This window comes from Chryseobacterium balustinum, assembly GCF_900168205.1.
Classification (GTDB): domain Bacteria; phylum Bacteroidota; class Bacteroidia; order Flavobacteriales; family Weeksellaceae; genus Chryseobacterium; species Chryseobacterium balustinum.
The window spans coordinates 23,228-44,540 of record NZ_FUZE01000015.1; the positions used below are offsets into that span (position 1 = coordinate 23,228).

Consider the following 21,313-nt stretch of genomic DNA (forward strand, 5'->3'; position numbering starts at 1 on the left):
TATTTTTTAAAGAAGATTTTATGCAGCCACGGTGTTTCACTCATACATCATTAGACGAAAGTCGAAGTTATCCGATAGACAAAAGTAGGATCAGAAAAATAGAGGTTGAAGAGGATTTAAGTAGAAAAAAAATTAGTCATCCCGGAGTGCTCTCTCTAAAAATCCCGCAATGTCTTGGTTTGACAACGGGGAGCTGCATATATTATTAAAGAAAAGAGAGAGGAACGAAATCCCAAAGCAAATTGCTGAATACATAAGAAGTGGGCGCAGGACGGAAGTGTCGGGAGGGTAAAATGCATAAATAAGCCCATTTGCATAGAAATAACAGCATAAAATTTTATTTTTTCAGGATTTTTTGGCTTTTTAGGGTTCTTTCCCTTTATCTGTCATTCTTATTAAAGATTTGAAATATTTAAGATTACTTAAATGCAGTTATAAAAACTTGTCATTTCCATATGTCACCTACCCAAACTAAAACTTCAGTATTTTCTATCTTTTATCTCTATTATTAGAAATTAGAATTATTTATAGCACAAATTACTCAAATTACGTTATCCCACATATTTATTCCATTAATCTTAGCTACTTTTGTTTTTCACATTTAAATGAAATGGCCCAAAATAAAAACGCACAGATTAGATATAAAGCACTTGATACATGTTTTTCAAATGCGTACAAGTTATTCTACATCGATGACCTAATAGAGTTTTGTTCAGAAGTCCTTACTGCACATTACATTAAGGATACTACTGTTTCAAGAAGACAGATCTTCATAGATATCGATTTTATGAAAAGTGAAGCAGGATTTAATGCTCCTATAGAAAATTATAAAAAAGGTAGGAAAGTTCATTACCAATACTCAGATCCTGAGTTTTCAATTTTAAAAAGTCCTCTAAATCCCTCAGAATTAAGTTCACTCAATGAAGCGCTGGAAACATTATCGAGAATAAACAATCTTCCCGGCTTTGATTGGGTAAATACTATGCAGGCGAAACTTAATTCTGGTATTCATCAATCTCAGAGTCAAAGACAAATCATCAGTTTTGAAGATAATGAATTTTTAAAAGGTATAGAATTGCTTAATCCACTATATCATCATATTGCAAACTCGCAAGTTATAGACGTAATATACCGCGGATTCGCTTCTGACAAAGAAAGCACTTTCTGCATCTCGCCTTACTATTTGAAACAATATAACAACCGTTGGTTTTTATTTGGTTACAATCACGAGTTCGAAAAAATTCAAAATTTAGCTTTAGATCGCATTGTCAAGATTCAAGTAACGAAACTAAAATTTAAAAATTGTGAAATTGATTTCAAAGAATATTTCGAAGATATCATCGGAGTAAGTAATGATGAATTAAAAGAAGCTGTGAATATAAAAATTGAGCTTTCACAAAATATTATTCCTTACATCAGTTCAAAACCACTTCACGGATCGCAAAAAATCAAAGATAATATACTTCATCTTCAGGTTAAATTAAATTATGAACTTGAGGCTTTAATTCTTTCTTACGGCGAAAATATGTGTGTGCTGGAGCCACCAGAGCTTGCTCATAAGATAAAAGAAAGAATTGCGAAAATAAAATCAATATATTAGTGCAGCTGGACTGCATAGATGGTATTTAAATTTGAAAAAAAATTACTTCGATGAGTGAATTTATTAAAATCTTACAAACGAGAATGTATAGTTTTCACACAGGTCAACCTTTATGGAAATACAACATTTCAGATTTTGAATTTGAACAATTAAAAATACGTTTTCAAACTGTTGAAAGATCTTCGCAACTTGATCCCAGGACTTGTGCATTGTATTACGCAGAGTGGTGGAAACGAAAGTATAATGGTGGTTATCCTTCTAAACTAGAGATTTACGAATCTATTGGCGGAAAAAATTTATGTTTCGATGATGAAGTATTTTTCAAGTTGGCAAAAAAGGGTGGTAATTTTCTAAACTTTAACTGGATTAGAATTCAAAACACTCTATATCTTAAGACGTTATTATTGCAAGGTGGCTTACCCATAAATCATATTAAAAATAATAAAGGAAAATATCGTGACTTTCTTCTTAAAATTATTCATTTAAACCCCAATGCTATTGAAGATTTTTCCTCAGATTGTGAAATTACTGGCCTCTTGCCAAAGTCAAGTCAGAATGATATTATTTATTCGAGCTGTCTAGAAATTGTAAGAGCTGTTTTAGATAATGACGAGTCCATATTGACTTCTTTCAAACAAAACAATGATTTGACTGAAATTACAAATGATTTAATTAAAGAAAGAGACAAGGTTGTAAGGAAAGGAAACTCCCTGAAATTCAAATGGTTTTATGACAGCAGGAAAAATACATTCTTTTTAAATACTTTATTAATTTCAAAATTAAGTATTACAGATTTGCAATATTTATTAAACGGGCACCAAAGTGAACTCCTAAGTGAATACAGATTATTTGTTGATAGCGATCTAATAGCAAAATTAGTTAAAAGGAATGATGATACTTATAAAGTAATTCAGGTAACAAATGCAATTAAATTTGATGGAAAATTAGATCCTGAAATATATTTTATTGATGCACTTGATAAAACTTATACTGCTAATCATTTGTTACACCACAAGTTGAATTTAGAAATGCCTTCGCTGTGGAACAGCAGTGATGATTCCATTTATTACTTAGACAAATCACGATATACACGGAACAATTCAGCATTCGTTTTGTGTGTAGGTTCTTATTCTTGGCGAGGCGATGTGGAATTAGAGGAAAAGTTAATCATAAATGATAACGTTTATTATTTTGTTAAATTCAAGCATCAATTAGTTGTAAAAAAAGATAATGAAAATGGTTTTAAATTTAAAACTAATGCAGAAAACATCTTTGATTGGACAATATTATCTGAGCGACCTAAGTGGATTTTGAAATCGAATTTAGAAATTATTAGAGATCAACTCCGTTTGTTAGTTTATGACAAAAATGGACAAAGAATTTCAAATCCCATTATTCAATGGAAAAGTGCAGACAGGTTTGAATGGAATTCTACAAATATTCCGCTTTCCAAAGGCGTTATAGACATTAAAATTTCGCATGCCGAAATTGAAGAGTTTGATAGAGTTTTTAATATTTCAGATTTGGATCTTACAGTGCTTTCACAAGATCATCATTTTATTTTTAGAAATAGTCAAAATTTTACTACAGAAATTTATCCCTCAGACCTTTATCATTTCTCTATAGATGGCTATACTACTAAATTTAATATTATTGAACATAGTTCGTTTCCAACATCTGTAAAAACAAGATTTAGTGTACAAACTCAATCAGCAGGTCTAATTGCTGAGATTACTTCGCCTTTTCAAGGATTATGCATTGTTGACCAGAACAACCAAAAAGTTGATGATGAAATTCTTTATCTTGATAACATTAGAGGTTGGAGACTTGTTTCTAATTTACATGAAAAAGAATTTGAAATTTCATTTAAGAACCATAAAAATGATCAAATCAACATCAATAAATCAATTGACCTAAAAATAATTCCTCTTATTGAATTTTATGACACACTCAAATCATTATTTCAGTTGTATAATGTTATAGATGAAGAAAATTATATTGACGTTATAATTTCTGAGATCCTTCCAAATTCCAAAACTAGAAAAATTAAAAATTATGTTATAAAACAATTTTCTAAAACTGTTCTGTGGGAAGTGACTGAGCATAATAAAATTCAGTTTATTGATGATGATATTAATTTTGCAGATTCAGTGTTTGCATTGCCTTTAGACTGTGAGCTTGATGATATAGATAAAATAGAGCTTATAAAAGAAGAAAGCTCTTTCTCACTACAGAAAGGCAATATTGAGAAATTCATTTTGTTTTCGGCCAAAAATTCATTTCCTAAAATAAAACCAGTGTTCATAAGTGTAAATCCTGAAAACAAATTCACAACTGATGATGATAGAAACTCCAGGATGGTAGATTTTGCATCTCAACTTTTAGAACAGGACTTTTCGGGAATTATTTGGAATAAACTCTGGATATATTACATTTTATGTAAAGAAAATGATCTGCCTTTTGCAACCTTCGATATCATAAAGTCTATTACAATTTCCTCTAAATTAGCAGCAAAAGCCTTTGTGTTTTTATCTAAAAAATTTGATAATGGCCAATTTGCTTTCTCCGGGAGTGATTTTGCTGAACTTGAAAATGATTTGGGCTTTTCTTTTCATTGGGTGAAGCTAGAACATTGGTACAATCACTTACAAATGAGTAAAGAAATTGCTACAATGTTGGGACATCATTTCCCTGAGCTTAAAGTTTGTTTACTTCAAAACAAATCGAAAAAAGACTTTGTTTTTCTCGCAGAACTGAATGGAGCAAGGGAACGATTAGGAAATCGTGTTCTCAGCCAATTGCCTCAATATGATTTATCAACAGACCGAAATTCTTATATAAAACCAATTCCCAATCAACAGTGGAATGATCAAGTAAATATTTTGGTGATTGCACCATTGGCTGTTGCTTCCTCCATAAAAAAAGAAAATGCCGGACTGTGGCATACCAACGGCGATAGCTATCGTAGAATGATAAAATATGTCGAAAATATTGATAAAAAATGGTATGAAGATTCACTTATCTACTATCTAAACTAATCACAACAAAATATTTAAACAAAAAAACTAGTAATTATGAGTAAACTTATATTTAATAAAATTTACAAAGAAATTCAAGACAGGCTTAAAGATTCTATACTTTCTTTATGGGCAACAGGTGATGCACAATTTCAGAATTATCTGGAAGAATTACTGAATAAAGAAAAACTTTTAGCTGAACCCGTCTTTCAAAATACCTTTCCTTGGACTCCGGCATCAGAGACATTTGGAGACCTGACCCATCTTTTTGACAGCAATCTTATCAAAAGATTAGATAAAATAAAAGGAGAATACGAGTTTCCAAAAAATAGAAATCCGTATGTACATCAAGTGACAAGCTGGGAGAAACTTCTCTCTGGCAAAAAATCTATTGCAGTAACAACAGGTACAGGTTCTGGTAAAACAGAATGTTTTATGTTACCGGTCTTACAAGACTTATATCAAAACTGTAAAAACGAATCTGGCGTAAGAGCGATTTTTCTTTATCCTCTAAATGCATTAATTGGCAGTCAGAAAAAACGTATTGATACTTGGGTAAAAGCAATCGGAGGATTAACCTATGCTGTATATAATGGAAATACTGACGAAAATGCAACAGCGGCTCATGCAAAAAATGCTCTTCCTGAGCTTATATCACGAAAACAAATAAGAGATACTCCGCCTCAAATACTTTTTACAAATCCATCGATGCTGGAGTATTTGTTGGTAAGGGATAGGGATGTTCCGCTCCTCGAAAATTCTAAAGGGAAATTAAGATGGATCTTGTTAGATGAAGCACATACTTTGGTGGGATCTGCTGCGACAGAAATGGCGTTATTAATTAGAAGAGTAGTTGATGCCTTTGAAGTCGATGTTAAAGATTTACGTTTTGCTATTACTTCAGCAACGGTAGGATCAGGGGAAGAAAGTGACAGAAAATTAAAGGATTTCATGGCAAATCTTTGTGGCATTGATAGCAGCCAAATAGAGGTTATTACTGGAAATCGCGAATTTACTCCTCTGCAAGATGATTTTGAAATTGAAAACAAACAAGGAATTGAGCAACTGAGGACCAGAACCTACACATCTGCGGCGATTAAACTTTCTGAAATGACTAACGGCTTTGTAGGTAATAATAGTTCTACTGAAGATAAACTCGATTGGCTGGATCATATTGTTGAGAAAAAAGATCAGCTTGATAATTCTATTTTACCACTAAGAATGCATATGTTTTCCCGCGGAATCGGAGGCGTATATGCCTGTTCAAATTCGGAATGTGACAAACATCAAAATTTTGAAAACATAAGTAACATGGGGAATTTGACAACGTATACAGAGAAAACTTGTTCTCATTGTACTTTTCCGATGTTTGAGTTGGTTGCCTGTAGATCCTGCGGTAACGAACTACTAAAAGCAGAAAAAGAAATAAACAAACAAGGTGTTGAAACGCTTCAACTTTCAACATCTCTCAATCAGGATAATTTTGTATTAGACGATATTGATAATGATGAAGATTCTGAAGACAAACTTCCTACGCTTTCTTTTTTCTTTACAAGGAAAAATCCTCACAAAAGATTTGTCTTGGGAACAAATGAATTTGGTATTGATGGTACCGGTAAGATAGATAGAAATCGAAATGAATTCGTAGAAGCAGATAATAACAATGGTGAATGTGTATGTCCCCATTGCGCAACATCATTAGAAAACCCTTTGCATTTTAGAATTTCTTCTTCGTACATGAACAGAAATTTATCCGACATTTTTCTTGAAAACACACCAGAGGCGGGTGAAATCAGACAAGAAACTTTATGGAACGGTCATAAATATATCTCATTTACAGATAGTCGTCAGGGAACGGCCAAAATATCTGCGCTTATTAATATTGATAATGAAAGCAATTGGATTCGTTCGCAGGTCTTTCATAAACTTTCATTAGAAAATTCGGTTGACGCGACACCAGATCCTGTTCGTAGTTTTTTAGAAGAACAAATAGAAAACACAATAAATCCTGTTGTGAAAAGAGAATTCGAAAGACAATTAGCTGCATTACCAATTCCTCCAACTAACTCAGTAAGACTAAGCTGGAAACAGATTTATGACTTTGTAAATCCAAAAACAGATTTAAAGACATTATTTAGAAATAACAATCCTCGGGAAGAAGATATCGTAAACATTGAAAAATATTCACGGGCGCTTTTATTCGATAATTTTTCAAGAAGATTACCCAGAGAGCGTTCATTGGAAAATTTGGGGTTGGTAAGTTTGGTATATCCGGATTTAGATAATGTACAATTGCCATCAATTGCAGAACGCTGCAATATTTCTTTAGCGGAATGGAAAAGTCTTTTAAAAATTGGTTTAGATTATATTATCAGATATAAATTTAATTTTTTTGTTGATCCCGTAATTTATCCTTACTCAACTTCTTTCTTAAGAAGTTCTCTGATTCATAATCCCAATTCAAATATTGTTGGTGCAATAGAATGGCCAAAGTTCGAAAAGAGTAATCTTAGGCCCAATAGACTTGCTCTACTAATTTGTGTTGGTTTAGGATATTCTGAAAGAGATGAAATTACCAACGAAATTGAGGAAGACATTAATGAATTACTGAAAAATATTTGGTTACATATCCGAAATATTTTAACGGAAGATGGAAATCAAGCTTACAAATTAAACTTGGAAGAGAAAACGAGATTTCAATTGACCAATGAACTTTGGCTTTGTCCTGTAAAAAAACGTCTGATTGATGCTCATTTCAAAGGTGTATCTCCTTGGATCAATGGAACTTTCACAGAAGAAAACGTTCGTCATTACAGAATCGAAAATACACAACCCATTAGATTTCCTGAACTCAAATTGAAAATGGGAGATAATAATGTAATGCAAACAGTAAAAGACTGGATCGCCGTAAACTCAACAGAATGGAAACAACAAGGTATTTGGAATGACATCCACGAAAAAGTAATTCTAAATAGACCTATTTATTTATCTGGGGAACATTCTGCTCAACAAAATGAGAAACGTTTAAAGCAGCTTGAGACTAAATTTGAAAACTCAGAAATCAATATTCTTAATTGTTCCACAACTATGGAAATGGGTGTGGATATCGGCGGGATTTCTACGGTTGTAATGAACAATGTTCCTCCAGGCCCTGCAAATTATTTACAGAGAGCAGGCCGTGCAGGCCGCCGTAAAGAATCAAAATCTTTGGCATTTACCGTATGTGCTCCAAACCCTGTCGGTTTAAATGCATTCAATACACCTACGTGGGCTTTGACTCATAAAATTGCGCCACCTTTTATCTCTTTCAATAGTCAGCAGGTTATTGAAAGACATATTAATGCATTCTTTCTAGGAAAATTTGTTCAGACTGAGCAAGTGGGAGGTATGAGAGTAACTGATAAGATTAGCGACTTTTTCTTTGCTGAAATAAATCCTATTGCTACAAGATTCATAAGTTGGTTACTCAATGACGAAATTTCTTCCTTAGATGGCAGGTTGAAGAGCATTACTAAAAACACAAGTTTTTCAGACAAGAATTTTAATTTTATAATTAATAAGGTATTTTCAAATTTCAATAGAATAGTACACTTTACACAAGCTAAAAAACAAGGATTTGAGAGAAAACTGGCAGAGTTTGAGAATGAATTTGGCCAAAATTCTCCTGCCTATAAAGCTGTAAACATTCAGTATATACAGTTTATAGAAAAAAACGCACTTTCTTTTTTAGCACAGGAAGGATTTCTTCCAACAGCAGGGCTTCCAACCGGAATTGTAGAGTTCGAAACCACAAATATTGAAAACCTAAACAGAAGGCAAAAAAAGGAAAATCCTTCCTATTTTATCACCAGAGCACTGACAGAATTTGCTCCGGGCAACCATGTTGTCATTGACGGGATGAATTACAAATCTGCAGGAATTATTCTAGATAATAATCGCGGTTCTCAGGCCAGCAAAGAAATTATCCAGTTGTGTAATAGTTGTGGTTACCAAAGAATTGTGGAAATAGCAGATAATCAAACTATCGATTCTAGCTGTCCACATTGTAATAATCAAAGTTTTAGAGGTTTGATTTTCGATGATGAAGGCAGTCGGGGAAGTTTCACCGAAATGATTCAACCTGCTGGTTTTGCAGTAGATGTCTATCAAACTCCTAATAGGAAGATATCTGAAACTTCAAGAACACAGTATGTTGATCCATTATTGATTAATGTTAAACCATGGGAACAAAATACAACGAATATCATTGATATAAGAGAAAGTGAGGATAATGGGGAGATCTTATATTACAATGTTGGTAACGGAAATGGGTTTCATGTTTGTCTAAATTGTGGTAAAACAGGGGTTTCTTTAGAAGAATTAGAAGATCACAGACGTTTGAGAGGTGGGAAAGACGACCAGAATGGTGCAATTTGTCAGGGCAATTTTACACCTACATCTATTCGTCCCAATGTTATTTTAGGTGGACGTTTTAAAACCAATTTTTGTGAGATTAGAATTAAGGACAACGATAGATATTCTACAGATGAAACGCTTTTATATTCCCTAGCTTCTGTTTTTGCAAAAGAATTGGCATCGTATCTTGCTGTAGAAGCTGCAGAAATCGACTTTGGTATAAAAAAATATGATCATTACAGCACAATTTTTATTTTTGATACAACAAAAGGAGGTGCCGGATATTCTACAAAGTTCTTTTTGTACGCCGACGAAATATTAAAAGCAGCTAAAGAAAAATTAGAATGTAATTGCACAGGAGCTTGTACAAAATGTTTAATCGACCGAAAAACCCAATGGCACATTAATCTTTTAGATCGTAATAAAGCTCTGGATTGGTTGCAAAATATTGAAGAATTGAACATTCCGGAAGAGATAGAAAACAGTTACCCAAATCCAAAAAGAATATTAGGTGGTATAAGAGCAGATATTGTTAAAGTTTCTTACACCAATCAAATTGATGAAATCTGGTTAAAAGTTGATCATGAAATTTCTAATTGGGATTTAGAGAATATAATGTTCTTAGAAAATCTCAAAAAACAGTCAGAGATTAATTTAGTTTTTGAAACGAAACCGATATTATCGAATCCTCAAAATGTAATGACATTAATTCAAGTTTCTTCTTGGGCAAAAGTATGGCTTCAGAACGATAACGATAATTATAATGACCATATCAAAGCTATTGCCTCAATCAAGTTATCTGATGTAGATTACTGTTCATATCTGGTTAATGGCCAAGTAAGCCTCGGCTTAAATCAGTATTGGGGAGATACTGATAACGGTGAATTGTATAGAGTCAATCAATTGGTGAAAATCGATTGTGATCCACTTGATGTTATGGATTATCTTAATTTTAATCAAATCTTTGAAGTGTATATCAATCCTACCGAAAATATTTCTTCAAAAAGTCTCGCTTCCATTTTAATTATGGGATTGAAAAATAAATGTGACCTGCAATCATTAATGAATGGACAAAAATTCGATGTCTCATACTATGATCGTTATTTAAAAACACCTTTTGGATGCTTTTTGATGTTACAGTTCATTGATCAACTAAAAACAGAGCTCAATTTTGAATTGCAAGACTTTAGTTTTTATGGACAGGATTTTAGCACCGAAAAATACTCTACAAGAGTATTTCACGATTTTCGAAATCAAAACTACCGAAAATCGTTTATGGAATTTTATAGATATGATCTAGACGCAGAAAATATGGATATTCTAAGCGATCAAATTCCGCACTATCGTTATTTTGAATTTTCAAATGATCAATACAAAATTATCATCAGGCCAGATGCAGGAATAGAGCATGGTTGGATCCTGGTAAATGGAAGTACTACGATTGAAGATTTAGCCAGCTTGGGTAATTCTATTGATATTTTAAAGAGAAACAATCTTCCTATTTTATATACTGTAAGTATTGAATCATTACAGAATTGATCATTACTATACACTTTAATCTTGATTAATCATTAATTTTCCAACTATGCACATCCGCTGCATAGTTGGATTTTACTTTTGCCTCATTAACATAGACAACAGTAACTATTATGAAAAATTCAACTACAATCGCTTGCCCTAAATGCGGAGAATCAATTGATGTAAATGATGTACTGAAGCACCAAATTGAAGACAGCATGAGACACGAATTTCAGGAGAAAGCCAAACGGCAGGAAGAAAAGATAGCCATTGACAAAAAGCAGTTTGAAAAAGAAAAACTTGAGTTCGAAAAAAAGAAAAAAGAAGAAAATGAGCTTTTTGCTGAACGATTAGAAAAAGCTAAAAAACAGTCTGAAAAAGAGATTTCGGAAAAACTGAAAAAATCTATTGAAGAAGAAAACAGAGAAAGCATTGATCTGCTTCAGAAAGAGCTTGCTGAAAAATCAGAAAAGGTGAAGACTCTCAATAAACTGGAGGTTCAAGTTTCAACACTCGAAAGAGAAAAATCTGAAATGAGAGATGCAATCAAAGCAGAAACTGAAAAAGAACTAAACATCAAAATTATTGAAGAAAAAGAAAAAATAAGAAAACAACTGGAAGACGATAACGAACTGAAACTGGCGACACTCAGAAAACAGTTGGAAGACCAAAAGAAACTGACCGAAGAAATGAAGCGCAAACAGGAACAAGGCTCCATGCAATTACAGGGTGAAGTTTTAGAATTGGCTTTGCAAGATTTTCTTCAGGAAAACTTCAGATGGGACAAGATTGATGAAGTGCAGAAAGGAACTTTGGGAGCAGATGTTTTACAGACGGTAAACAACGACATGCTTCAAAATTGTGGTAAAATCATCTACGAAACAAAACGCACCAAAAATTTCGACCAGAAATGGCTCGACAAATTGAAACAGGATCAGCTGAATGCCAAAGCCGAAATCGCAGTGCTGGTTACGGAAACATTACCCAAAAACATCGATAAGTTTGATGTGGTCAATGGAATTTGGATCTGTTCCTATCAAGAAGTAAAATCTTTGGTAGTCGTTCTTCGCCAGATTTTAATAGAAACTCAAAAAATAAAAATAGCCAACGAAAACCGTGGCGATAAAATGGAAATTCTGTACAACTATTTCACCAGTGGCGAGTTTTCTCAAAAAACAAAACGCATTTTAGAAATTTACGACGGTATGCTTACACAGCTCGATGCTGAAAAAAAAGTAACCCAGAAGCTATGGGCAAAACGCGAAAAAGACATCAGTATTATGAAAGAAAATCTATCCATCGTTTCTGGAGATATTGCGGGGATCACCGGCAAGGAAGTTAATCTTTTGGAAGAGTATGATTCCATACTGCTGAAATAAGAATCAGAAAAAAACTTCGTCAGCTTATTTACATGAACAGCTTTTCATTACAACTTTTGTTGGAAGGCTGTTTCTTAATCCTTATTTTTACCCATTACAATTATAATCAATGATCACAGGCGAATTAAAATCCCAAATCGACAAAATATGGAACGACTTCTGGACAGGAGGAATTTCAAATCCACTCACTGTTATAGAACAGTTTACCTATCTTATTTTCCTTAAACAGTTAGATAACAAACAGATTCTCATCGAAAAAGAGAAAAACCAGTTAGGTTCTTCGCTTAAAGAAGATATCTATACGGAAAATCAAAAAGAACTGCGTTGGAGCCATTTCAAAGATAAAGATCCGGAAACGATGTTTCTGCTTTTCACGCGCCCACAAGTGCATATTGATAATCTTACCGCTTTCGATTTTATGAAAACGATTGGTGCAGACGGTGGCAAGTTTTCAGAATATATGAAAGGAGCTACTTTTATGGTTCCTACGCCAAAAGTTTTGGATAAAGTAGTACAGCAGATTGATAAACTGCCGTTGGATAAAAAAGATACAAAAGGTGATCTGTACGAATATATGCTGAGCAAAATTGCAGAAGCAGGTACGAACGGACAGTTCCGTACGCCAAGACATATTATCAGGATGATGGTGGAGCTTATGGAACCTCAAAAAGATGATGTAATATGCGATCCTTCGCTGGGAACTGCCGGTTTTTTGGTAGCAGCAAGTGAATATATCAGAGAAACACAAAATGATTGGTTTTTAGAAAAAGATTTTCGTGAACACTTTAACCAAAAAATGTTCAACGGAATAGAGATCGATCCTTCTATGATGCGGATTGCAGCAATGAATTTACAGCTTCACGGGATAGAAACTCCCAACCTCATAGGAGGAAGTGCTTTAGCAGAAAGCAACAGCATCACCAGTAAATATTCTTTGGTACTGGCAAATCCACCGTTCAAAGGGGCTTTGGATTATGATGAAGTGGAGAAAAGTCTACTTCAGACGACTAAGACTAAAAAAACAGAACTTTTATTCCTGTCATTGATTTTAAGAAACCTTAAACTTGGTGGTCGTGCAGCAGTGATTGTTCCGGATGGTGTGCTGTTCGGAAGTTCGGGCGCACACAAAAGCATACGTAAAGAATTGGTAGAAAACCAGCAATTGCAGGGTGTGATTTCTATGCCAAGTGGTGTTTTTAAACCTTATGCAGGCGTAAGTACCGCTATTTTACTGTTTACCAAAACCAATTCCGGAGGTACAGGAGATGTATGGTTTTATGATATGAAAGCCGACGGTTACAGTCTGGATGATAAACGAAATCTCCTGATCTCAGAAGATGCACTAGAGCAATGTTTTACAGAGCCCGAAAATATTTTAATGGAAACCACAGGGAAATGTGATATCCCGAACATACTTTTGGATTGGAACACCATCAACCAAAAACAGTTAACCGACAACTATACAGATAGAACGCAGCAATCTTTTATGGTTCCAAAAACAGACATTATTGCCAATGATTATGATCTGAGCATCAACCGATACAAAGAAACCGTTTACGCAGAAGTGCATCACGAAAAACCAAGCACCCTGATTGCTGACATCAAAAACATAGATATTAAAAGACAGATTGCCATTACAGAACTTGAAAAATTGTTGGGATAATGGAGAAAGTTAGATTAAGTGAATTATGCAAAATGCAAAGTGGAGGAACTCCTTCGAGAAGTAATTCGCAGTTTTGGGATAATGGCAATATTCCTTGGGCAAAAATTAGTGATTTGGAAACTTCAGATGATGGTTTTATTTATGATACTGAAGAAGTAATAACGGAAGAAGGCTTGAGATCAATCAATAATAGATTTTTTAAAAAAGATACTCTGCTGTTAGCTATGTATGGTTCAGTTGGAAAAACAGCTATAACAAAAATAGATTTAACAACCAATCAAGCAATTTTAGGTATTAATGTAGTGGATGAAAGTAGGTTGTTTCTTAAATTTTTAAAATATTGGTTTTCAACTATTAAAGAGCAGTTATTAAAACGGGCAGTTGGTGTAGCATTACAAAATATTTCATTAGGAATTGTGAAAGATTTAGAAATCCCACTTCCCACACTTCCCATCCAAAAAGCCATCGCTGCAAAGCTAGACAAAGCACAGGAGATTATCTCGTACAACAAACAGCTCCTAGAAAAATACGACCAGCTGACCCAATCGCTTTTTATCGATATGTTCGGCGATCCGGTGAGGAATGAGAAGGGGTGGGAGAAGGATGTTATGAAAAATGTCTCTTTAAAAATTGGAAGTGGGGCTACGCCAAGAGGCGGAAGAGAAAGTTATCAATTGGAGGGGATTGCATTAATTAGGAGTATGAATATATATGATAATAAATTTTATTATAAAGATTTAGCATTTATAACTGATAAGCAAGCTGAAAAATTGAAAAATGTTGTTGTTAAAGAAAATGATGTTTTGTTTAATATAACAGGAGCTTCGGTGTGCAGAAGCACAGTTGTACCAAAAAATATTTTACCTGCGAGAGTAAATCAACACGTTTCTATTTTAAGACCAAGACCTGAAATTCTCCATTACAAGTTTTTAAGTCAATTATTGATTTCGAAAATTGTTAAAAATCAATTATTAAAAATTGGAGCTGGAGGCGGAGCTGTGATGGAGGCAATCACTAAGGAGCAACTTGAAAAGTTTCAAATCATACTTCCGCCAATCTCTCTCCAAAACCAATTCGCAGAACGAATTGAAAAAATAGAAGCCCAAAAACAAATGGCACAGGAAAGTCTGGCAAAAAGTGAGGCACTTTTTCAGAGTTTGTTGCAGGAATCTTTTAAATAAAACCAATGACAGAAGAATTATTAAAATCCATCCTAAACGAACTGGTGAGTCTCAACAAAAAAATCGATAATATAGAAGAAGTGGTAGAAGTCATTTCCAGCAAAATGAACGATACAGAAGAACAGGCGGAGAGGCTAATAGCAACAGCAAAAGTCATTGAGAAAAGTACAGATGGTGTACGTAGCGATATTTCAGAACTCCAGTCTAAGGTACTTTACAATATGCCAAACCTTGCCAGTTTAGAGTACACCGCAGAAAGCATAGACTTCAAGGCCATTACAGAGAGTTTGAAGCAGATTGCTAAGAATACGCAGTAACTGAAGCGCAATAGATTTTCTAAAGTCTTAAAAAGAAAGCATTAAATAATAGTTATAGAAATATTGAATTTTCGTTTATTTCGTTTATTTCAAATATTTCGTTTATATTTGTGTCTATAAATTAAAGATTATGGAAGCCTTAGATATATTAAAAAAACCAACCAAAGTTGAGCAGAAATCTGCCCAGCTTTCTTATGCCGCATTGGCAGCAGCACTGGAGCATATCGACAAAGAAGAAACCGAAATTGAGATTGAAGAAACTCAGGATAAAATCGTTTTGCCTTCCCGCGCCTTACAATTGTTAGGCGACATTTTGAAGGCAATGAGCGAAGGAAAACCTATTTCTATTGTTCCTGTAGCAACCGAAGTAACCACTCAAAAAGCTGCTGAGATTTTAGGATGTTCAAGACCGCATTTGGTAAAACTACTGGAAGAAGGATCTATTGCATTCACAAAAGTTGGCAAACACCGAAGAATAAAATTTGAAGATGTCATCCGCTATCAAAATCAAATGAAAAAGGAACAGAAGAAACATCTGATCGATATGATGAACGCAGACGAAGAAGACGGTTTGTATGATACATAGTGTAAAATTTAAAGCAATCTTAGACACCAATGTAATTTATCCCATCATCATCCGGGATTTGTTACTTTGGTTTGCCCATTATGATCTATATACCCCAAAATGGAGTGAAGGTATCTTCAGCGAGTGGAAAAGAGTAATGTTGGAAAAAGATATTGATGAAAAGGAAGCCGAAAAACGAATTAGACGTGTGAATTCAGCTTTTCCTGATGCGTTGGTACAAAACTATGAGCCATTGATCGAGAATTTGGAAATGAAAGATGTGGATGACCGTCACGTTCTGGCAGCAGCAATAAAAAGTAACGCCAATGTTATCGTGACCAATAATTTGAAAGATTTTCCGGCAGAATATTTATCAACATTCGGACTTTCTGCAAAGTCTGCAGATGATTTCTTAACCGATATTATCGATTTGAATCAGGATGTCGCCATTAAAGCATTTAAAGAAATGGTTCTCCACAAAAAAAATCCTGCAATGGATGAGTATCAGGTTCTGGAAAGCATGAGAAAAGTAGGTTTGGAAGATACTGCAAATTACCTGCACGCAATGCTTTAATGAGCTTGTACAGCCCAAATTTTATCAGTAATTTTATTTTTTTCACACAGATAAGATATGACCAACTTTACATTTCTTCAAAAAGAATTTCCCTCGCTCTATGAAGAGATTACTGAGGCAGAGCTTCACACCTTTACGGCACCACGATATGCCGCTTTGTTATGTAGAAGCACCTTGGAAAAAACATTATTTTGGTTATACAAAAATGATGAAAATCTGGAGTTTCCCTACGATACGAAACTGGCATCTCTACTTTTGAATGATGTTTTCAAAGGAATTATAAAACAAGGTATGTCGGCAGAGCTCGACATCGTTCGCCGATTTGGAAATGATGCGGCACACGGAAAAAAAATCAGAGCTTTGGAAGCATTGCAGTGCCTAAAAAACACGTTTCGTTTTCTCTCTTGGGTCAGCAAATATTATAGTGAAGATAATCCTGATATTCCGGAATTCCGAGAAGGATTAATTCCTTATGGTGATATTGAAGATAAATCTACCAGACAACTGGAGGAGCTTTCTGCTAAATTTGAGCAGCAAAGAAAAGATGCTGAAAAAGCAGCGAAGGAGCAGGAGTTTTTACTGGAAGAAAACAACAGGTTAAAAGCTCAGGTAGAAGAACATCTGCGCAATGTAGCAGAAAGAAAGGAACAGAGAATTCAGGAATATCAAAATCAGGAGCCTGTTCCAGAACTCACTTCTGAACTCCAAACCAGAAAAATTCTCATTGATTTACTGTTAAGAGAAGCAGGCTGGGAACATTTTGAACCAGGGGTCAATATTGAATATAAATTACACGGAATGCCGATCTCTACCAATCCATCTGGAATTGGATATGCAGATTATGTTTTATGGGATGACAGCGGAAAGCCCCTCGCGGTGGTGGAAGCTAAGAAAACATTGAGTGATGCTACTAAAGGGAGACATCAAGCTTCCTTATACGCAGACTGTCTGGAAAATAAATTTGGACAAAGACCACTCATCTTCTATACCAATGGATTCAACACTTATCTTTGGGACGATACATTCAACATCCCGAGAAAAGTATATGGCTTTTACAAAAAAGAAGAGCTTCAATCCTTGATCAGGCGTAGAGAAGAAAGATTGGATCTTCGTTCTTTTCAGGTGAATACCGACATTGTAGGTAGGCCTTATCAGTTGCAGGCCATTCAAAGAGTTGCCGAAGCAATGGTTACTGAAAAAAATAACAATTTACTAGGTAAAAACCGAAAAGCCTTATTAGTGATGGCTACCGGAAGCGGAAAAACAAGAACAGCTGCTGCCATTGTAGATATGATGACCAAGTGCAACTGGGCAAAAAGGATTCTGTTTCTCGCAGACCGCAATGCATTGGTAACACAAGCCAAAAATGCTTTTAAAGAGCATTTGCCTCATTTGTCTGCGATAGATTTAACTAAGGAAAAAGAAGATCTGCACGCCCGTGTGGTGTTTTCCACCTATCCTACGATTCTGAACCGGATTGATGCATCAAAAGTAGATGAGCAAAAAATGTATGGCGTAGGACATTTTGATTTAATTATTATTGATGAAGCGCACCGGTCTGTGTATCAAAAATACCAGGCAATATTTGATTATTTTGATTCTATCTTGATCGGTTTAACGGCCACCCCGAAGAAAGATATCGACATCAATACCTACCATCTTTTTGAGATTGAAGATGATAATCCCACGTTTTCTTATGAGCTAGATGATGCAGTAAACAGCAATTATTTGGTGCCACCAAAAGCGTTTACAGTACCCGTAAAATTCCCCCGAGAAGGTGTAAAGTATAAAGAACTTAGCGATAAAGACAAAAAGCATTTTGATGATCTCTTCGGTATTGATGCTGCTTCCGAAGAGGATGATGATAATCCGATAATTGGAAAAAGCAAAATCAATAGTTTCCTTTTCAATACGGACACAGTAGATTTGGTATTAGATTATCTGATGACAAACGGTCTTCATGTAGAGGAAGGTGACAAATTAGGAAAAACGATTATTTTCGCTAAAAATCATAGACACGCACTTTTCATTGAAGACAGATTCAATAAAAACTATCCTGAATACAACGGAAAATTTTTACGGGTTATTGACAATTATGAAGACAAAGCCCAGGATCTTTTAGAAAAATTTTGTTTCGATAAAGGCGATGATAAAGATCCGCAAATTGCTGTTTCTGTAGATATGATGGACACGGGTGTTGATGCTCCAAGAGTTGTCAATTTAGTTTTCTTCAAAGAAGTAAAATCCTATTCAAAATACTGGCAAATGATTGGTCGGGGGACACGTCTTTGCCCAGACCTGTTTGGCACAGGAAGAGACAAAGAATTTTTTCTGATCTTCGACATCTGTGCTAATTTCGAATTTTTTGATGAATTCCCGGAAGGTACGGTTGCGACAAGATCAAAATCTTTGCAACAACAGCTTTTTATAGCGCAGTTAGAAGTTGTTCAAAGTATCAGAACGAATCCCGAATCAAACCAAGAAGATTCAGATTTTGCCAATCTTTATGCCAATGAGCTACATCAGAAAATCCTGAATCTTGATGAGAGTCGTTTTGAAGTGCGAAAGCACTGGGAATTTGTAATGAAATATAAAGACAAAAAAGCCTGGGAGCATCTTACGAATACATCTATCATTGAAATTGAAAACCATCTTTCGCATTTGGTTTCGTACACCGAAGATAAAGACGAGCTGGCTAAGAAATTTGATCTCATCATTTATCAGCTTCAGTTAGCGATTTTAAACGCTTCTAAAAAGCAAATCAATCTTATTCAAAACATTAGAGGAGTTGGAGAATTACTTCAAAAGAAAAAAAACATCATATCAGTTAAAGCCAAAGAAAACACTATAAACGCAATCATTTCGGAAGAATTTTGGAGTACAGTTAATCTTAAGAAATTAGAAAAAATACGGGAAGATCTTCGTGGCTTGATTCATTTGTTAAAAGATGATCAAAAAGAGCCGATTGTTTACTCAAACTTCAAAGATGAATTAAACCCTGAATTTATAAAAGAGCGCGATCTTCTGGAAAACTATACCACACTCCAAAGCTATAAAGATCGAGTAGAGAATTTTATCCGAAAGAATAAAAATCACTTGGTTATTGATAAAATATACAGAAATATTCCTATTTCACCAAACGATTTGACAGCATTGGAAGAGTTTATGACCTACGAAAAATTTTATACTCAAGAGATTGAGAAAGAATATGGAACTAAATCCCTGGGAATTTTTGTACGCCGCGTTTTGGGATTAGACATCGAAGCTGCAAACCGTCATTTCGCAAATTTCATACAGGAAGAAAATCTTAATGCCAATCAAATTTTATTTGTGCAGAAAATAGTAGATTATCTCAATAAAAATGGTGTTTTGGAAAAACATATGCTTACACAATCTCCTTTTACAGATTTCGATGACCAAGGTGTTTTCGGAGTTTTTGAAGAAAATCAGAAATCTGCCAGAATTATAAAATTGGTCGATGAAATTTATCAAAGTGCTGAAATTGCATAAGCTCCAAAAAACAAGGTAAAATAATTAATCTATGCACTTGTGTTGCACAGAAGTGTTTTAGTTTTGCACTATAAAACAAGAAAGAAGTTCTTTGAAAAGCCTGTTTTAAGATTTTGATTTTGCCTGCTGTTGGAAGTTTTCCCAAAAATCGGCAGGTGTTCCGGAGATGTAAATCTTCGGAATAAAGGTTTGGTGATCATTTATTGTAGATTTTTCTTCAGTTGAGATTTATTTATTTATTATTTCAATAGGAATTTTATTATTATTTATTTCGATGGGGCGCTACGCACAACAACTGATCTCAGTAAAAACCCTCACTTATTTTTTTATAATTGAATAGATAAAGAAAACAAAAACAGGCTTCGAAGAATGACACAAATAACATGGTTACAAAAGAAATTACAATAGAGCAGAAAAAAATAATCTCTGATACTTTCAGATGGGTAAAAAATGTGTCAGACTTTTGTCTCGTTTTGAATTACTGTCAAAGTATTGTGTATCCTCAGACCTATTTCGATATTTCGGAATATCTATTGAAAACATTAGCCCATCCAAATTCAAAAAATCGTTACAAAACTTTTAAGATAAAGAAAAAAAATGGAGGCACTAGAACCATTCACTCGCCTAAACCTGAGCTCAAGATTCTTTTGAGATGTATTAACTTAATTTTACAATGTACATACACTGTTCATCAAAACGCTTATGGTTTTGTTGAAGGTAAATCTGTGGTAGATAATGCCAAGTTGCATTGCAATAACAATTACGTTTTTAATATCGATTTAAAAGACTTTTTCCCAAGCATAGAAATAGGAAGAGTTTTGAACCGTTTAAGTTTTCCACCTTTTAATTTGAAAAAAGAAAATGGGAATGAAAAAATCGGCAATTATATTGCTTGGCTAGCTTGCGAAAACATATTGGTAGAGCGGGAATTAAATGGGAAAATCATAAAAACAGTGAAAAGAGTTCTTCCACAAGGTTCACCTATATCTCCAATTCTTACCAATATTATTTGTGAAAGATTAGACCGTAGATTAACGGGTCTTGCCAATAGATTTGGGGTGAGATATAGTCGGTATGCAGATGATATTACTTTTAGTTCGATGCACAATGTATATCAAAAAGATGGTGAGTTTCGTAAAGAAATGGAGCGCATTATATCTGAGCAGTACTTTACCATTAACCAAAGTAAAGTTCGTTTACAGAAATCTACAGTAAGACAAGAAGTGACAGGGATTACAGTAAATAAACAGGTCAATGTTTCACAGAAGTACATCAAACAGCTAAGAATGTGGTTGTACTTCTGTGAAACTTATGGTACAAACAAAGGACTATCATTGTTTTTGAAATCTTACATAAAAGACAAAACGCATGTAAAAAAAGCTATTCCCACACCGGAATTTATGGAAGCAGTCATTGTGGGTAAGCTAAATTATCTTTCTATGGTAAAAGGAGTAGAAAATTCGACTTATTTGAAGTTGAAAGAACGTTTTGATAATTTATCCTCAACTTATGTTGATGTAGAAAATATACTGGCAGTCTGGGAAGAAAATGGGATTGATGAAGCGATGGATTTATATTCAAAAATCGTATAAAA

The 21,313-nt window shown here is 34.3% G+C and carries 11 protein-coding genes; all 11 read left to right on the forward strand.

Features of this window, described 5'->3' with window-relative positions:
- The first annotated feature begins 610 nt into the window (after positions 1–610).
- The 11 genes from B5X64_RS15320 to B5X64_RS15370 all read left to right on the forward strand — a co-directional run bounded on the left by B5X64_RS15320 (position 611) and on the right by B5X64_RS15370 (position 21,311).
- Positions 611–1,600 carry a helix-turn-helix transcriptional regulator gene (locus B5X64_RS15320; RefSeq protein WP_079466060.1) on the forward strand — a complete coding sequence of 330 codons (990 nt, stop codon included), beginning with the start codon at positions 611–613 and terminating at the stop codon, positions 1,598–1,600.
- 50 nt (positions 1,601–1,650) lie between these two features.
- Entirely contained in the window at positions 1,651–4,638 is a 2,988-nt protein-coding gene (locus B5X64_RS15325) for a hypothetical protein (RefSeq protein ID WP_079466061.1), read from the forward strand.
- Between the two features lie 36 nt (positions 4,639–4,674).
- Positions 4,675–10,551 (forward strand): DEAD/DEAH box helicase, encoded by a 5,877-nt coding sequence (locus tag B5X64_RS15330; RefSeq protein WP_079466062.1) that lies wholly within the window; start codon positions 4,675–4,677, stop codon positions 10,549–10,551.
- Between the two features lie 110 nt (positions 10,552–10,661).
- Positions 10,662–11,909, forward strand: coding sequence for a DUF2130 domain-containing protein (locus B5X64_RS15335; protein WP_079466063.1), 1,248 nt, complete (start codon positions 10,662–10,664; stop codon positions 11,907–11,909).
- Between the two features lie 109 nt (positions 11,910–12,018).
- Positions 12,019–13,572, forward strand: coding sequence for a class I SAM-dependent DNA methyltransferase (locus B5X64_RS15340; protein ID WP_079466064.1), 1,554 nt, complete (start codon positions 12,019–12,021; stop codon positions 13,570–13,572).
- Positions 13,572–14,753: a restriction endonuclease subunit S gene (locus tag B5X64_RS15345; RefSeq protein ID WP_079466065.1), complete on the forward strand. Its 1,182-nt coding sequence runs from the start codon at positions 13,572–13,574 to the stop codon at positions 14,751–14,753. The genes B5X64_RS15340 and B5X64_RS15345 overlap by 1 nt, the downstream gene beginning before the upstream one ends.
- Before the next feature lie 5 nt (positions 14,754–14,758).
- Positions 14,759–15,070 carry a hypothetical protein gene (locus tag B5X64_RS15350; RefSeq protein WP_079466066.1) on the forward strand — a complete coding sequence of 104 codons (312 nt, stop codon included), beginning with the start codon at positions 14,759–14,761 and terminating at the stop codon, positions 15,068–15,070.
- A 130-nt stretch (positions 15,071–15,200) separates the two neighbouring features.
- Positions 15,201–15,656: a helix-turn-helix domain-containing protein gene (locus B5X64_RS15355; RefSeq protein WP_079466067.1), complete on the forward strand. Its 456-nt coding sequence runs from the start codon at positions 15,201–15,203 to the stop codon at positions 15,654–15,656.
- A complete protein-coding gene (locus B5X64_RS15360; protein ID WP_079466068.1) occupies positions 15,646–16,209 on the forward strand; it encodes a PIN domain-containing protein in 564 nt (187 codons plus the stop codon). Before B5X64_RS15355 ends, B5X64_RS15360 begins: the two co-directional genes overlap by 11 nt.
- A gap of 57 nt (positions 16,210–16,266) precedes the next feature.
- A complete protein-coding gene (locus B5X64_RS15365) occupies positions 16,267–19,719 on the forward strand; it encodes a DEAD/DEAH box helicase family protein (protein WP_079466069.1) in 3,453 nt (1,150 codons plus the stop codon).
- A gap of 383 nt (positions 19,720–20,102) precedes the next feature.
- Positions 20,103–21,311 carry a reverse transcriptase domain-containing protein gene (locus B5X64_RS15370; protein WP_079466070.1) on the forward strand — a complete coding sequence of 403 codons (1,209 nt, stop codon included), beginning with the start codon at positions 20,103–20,105 and terminating at the stop codon, positions 21,309–21,311.
- Positions 21,312–21,313: the final 2 nt, after the last annotated feature.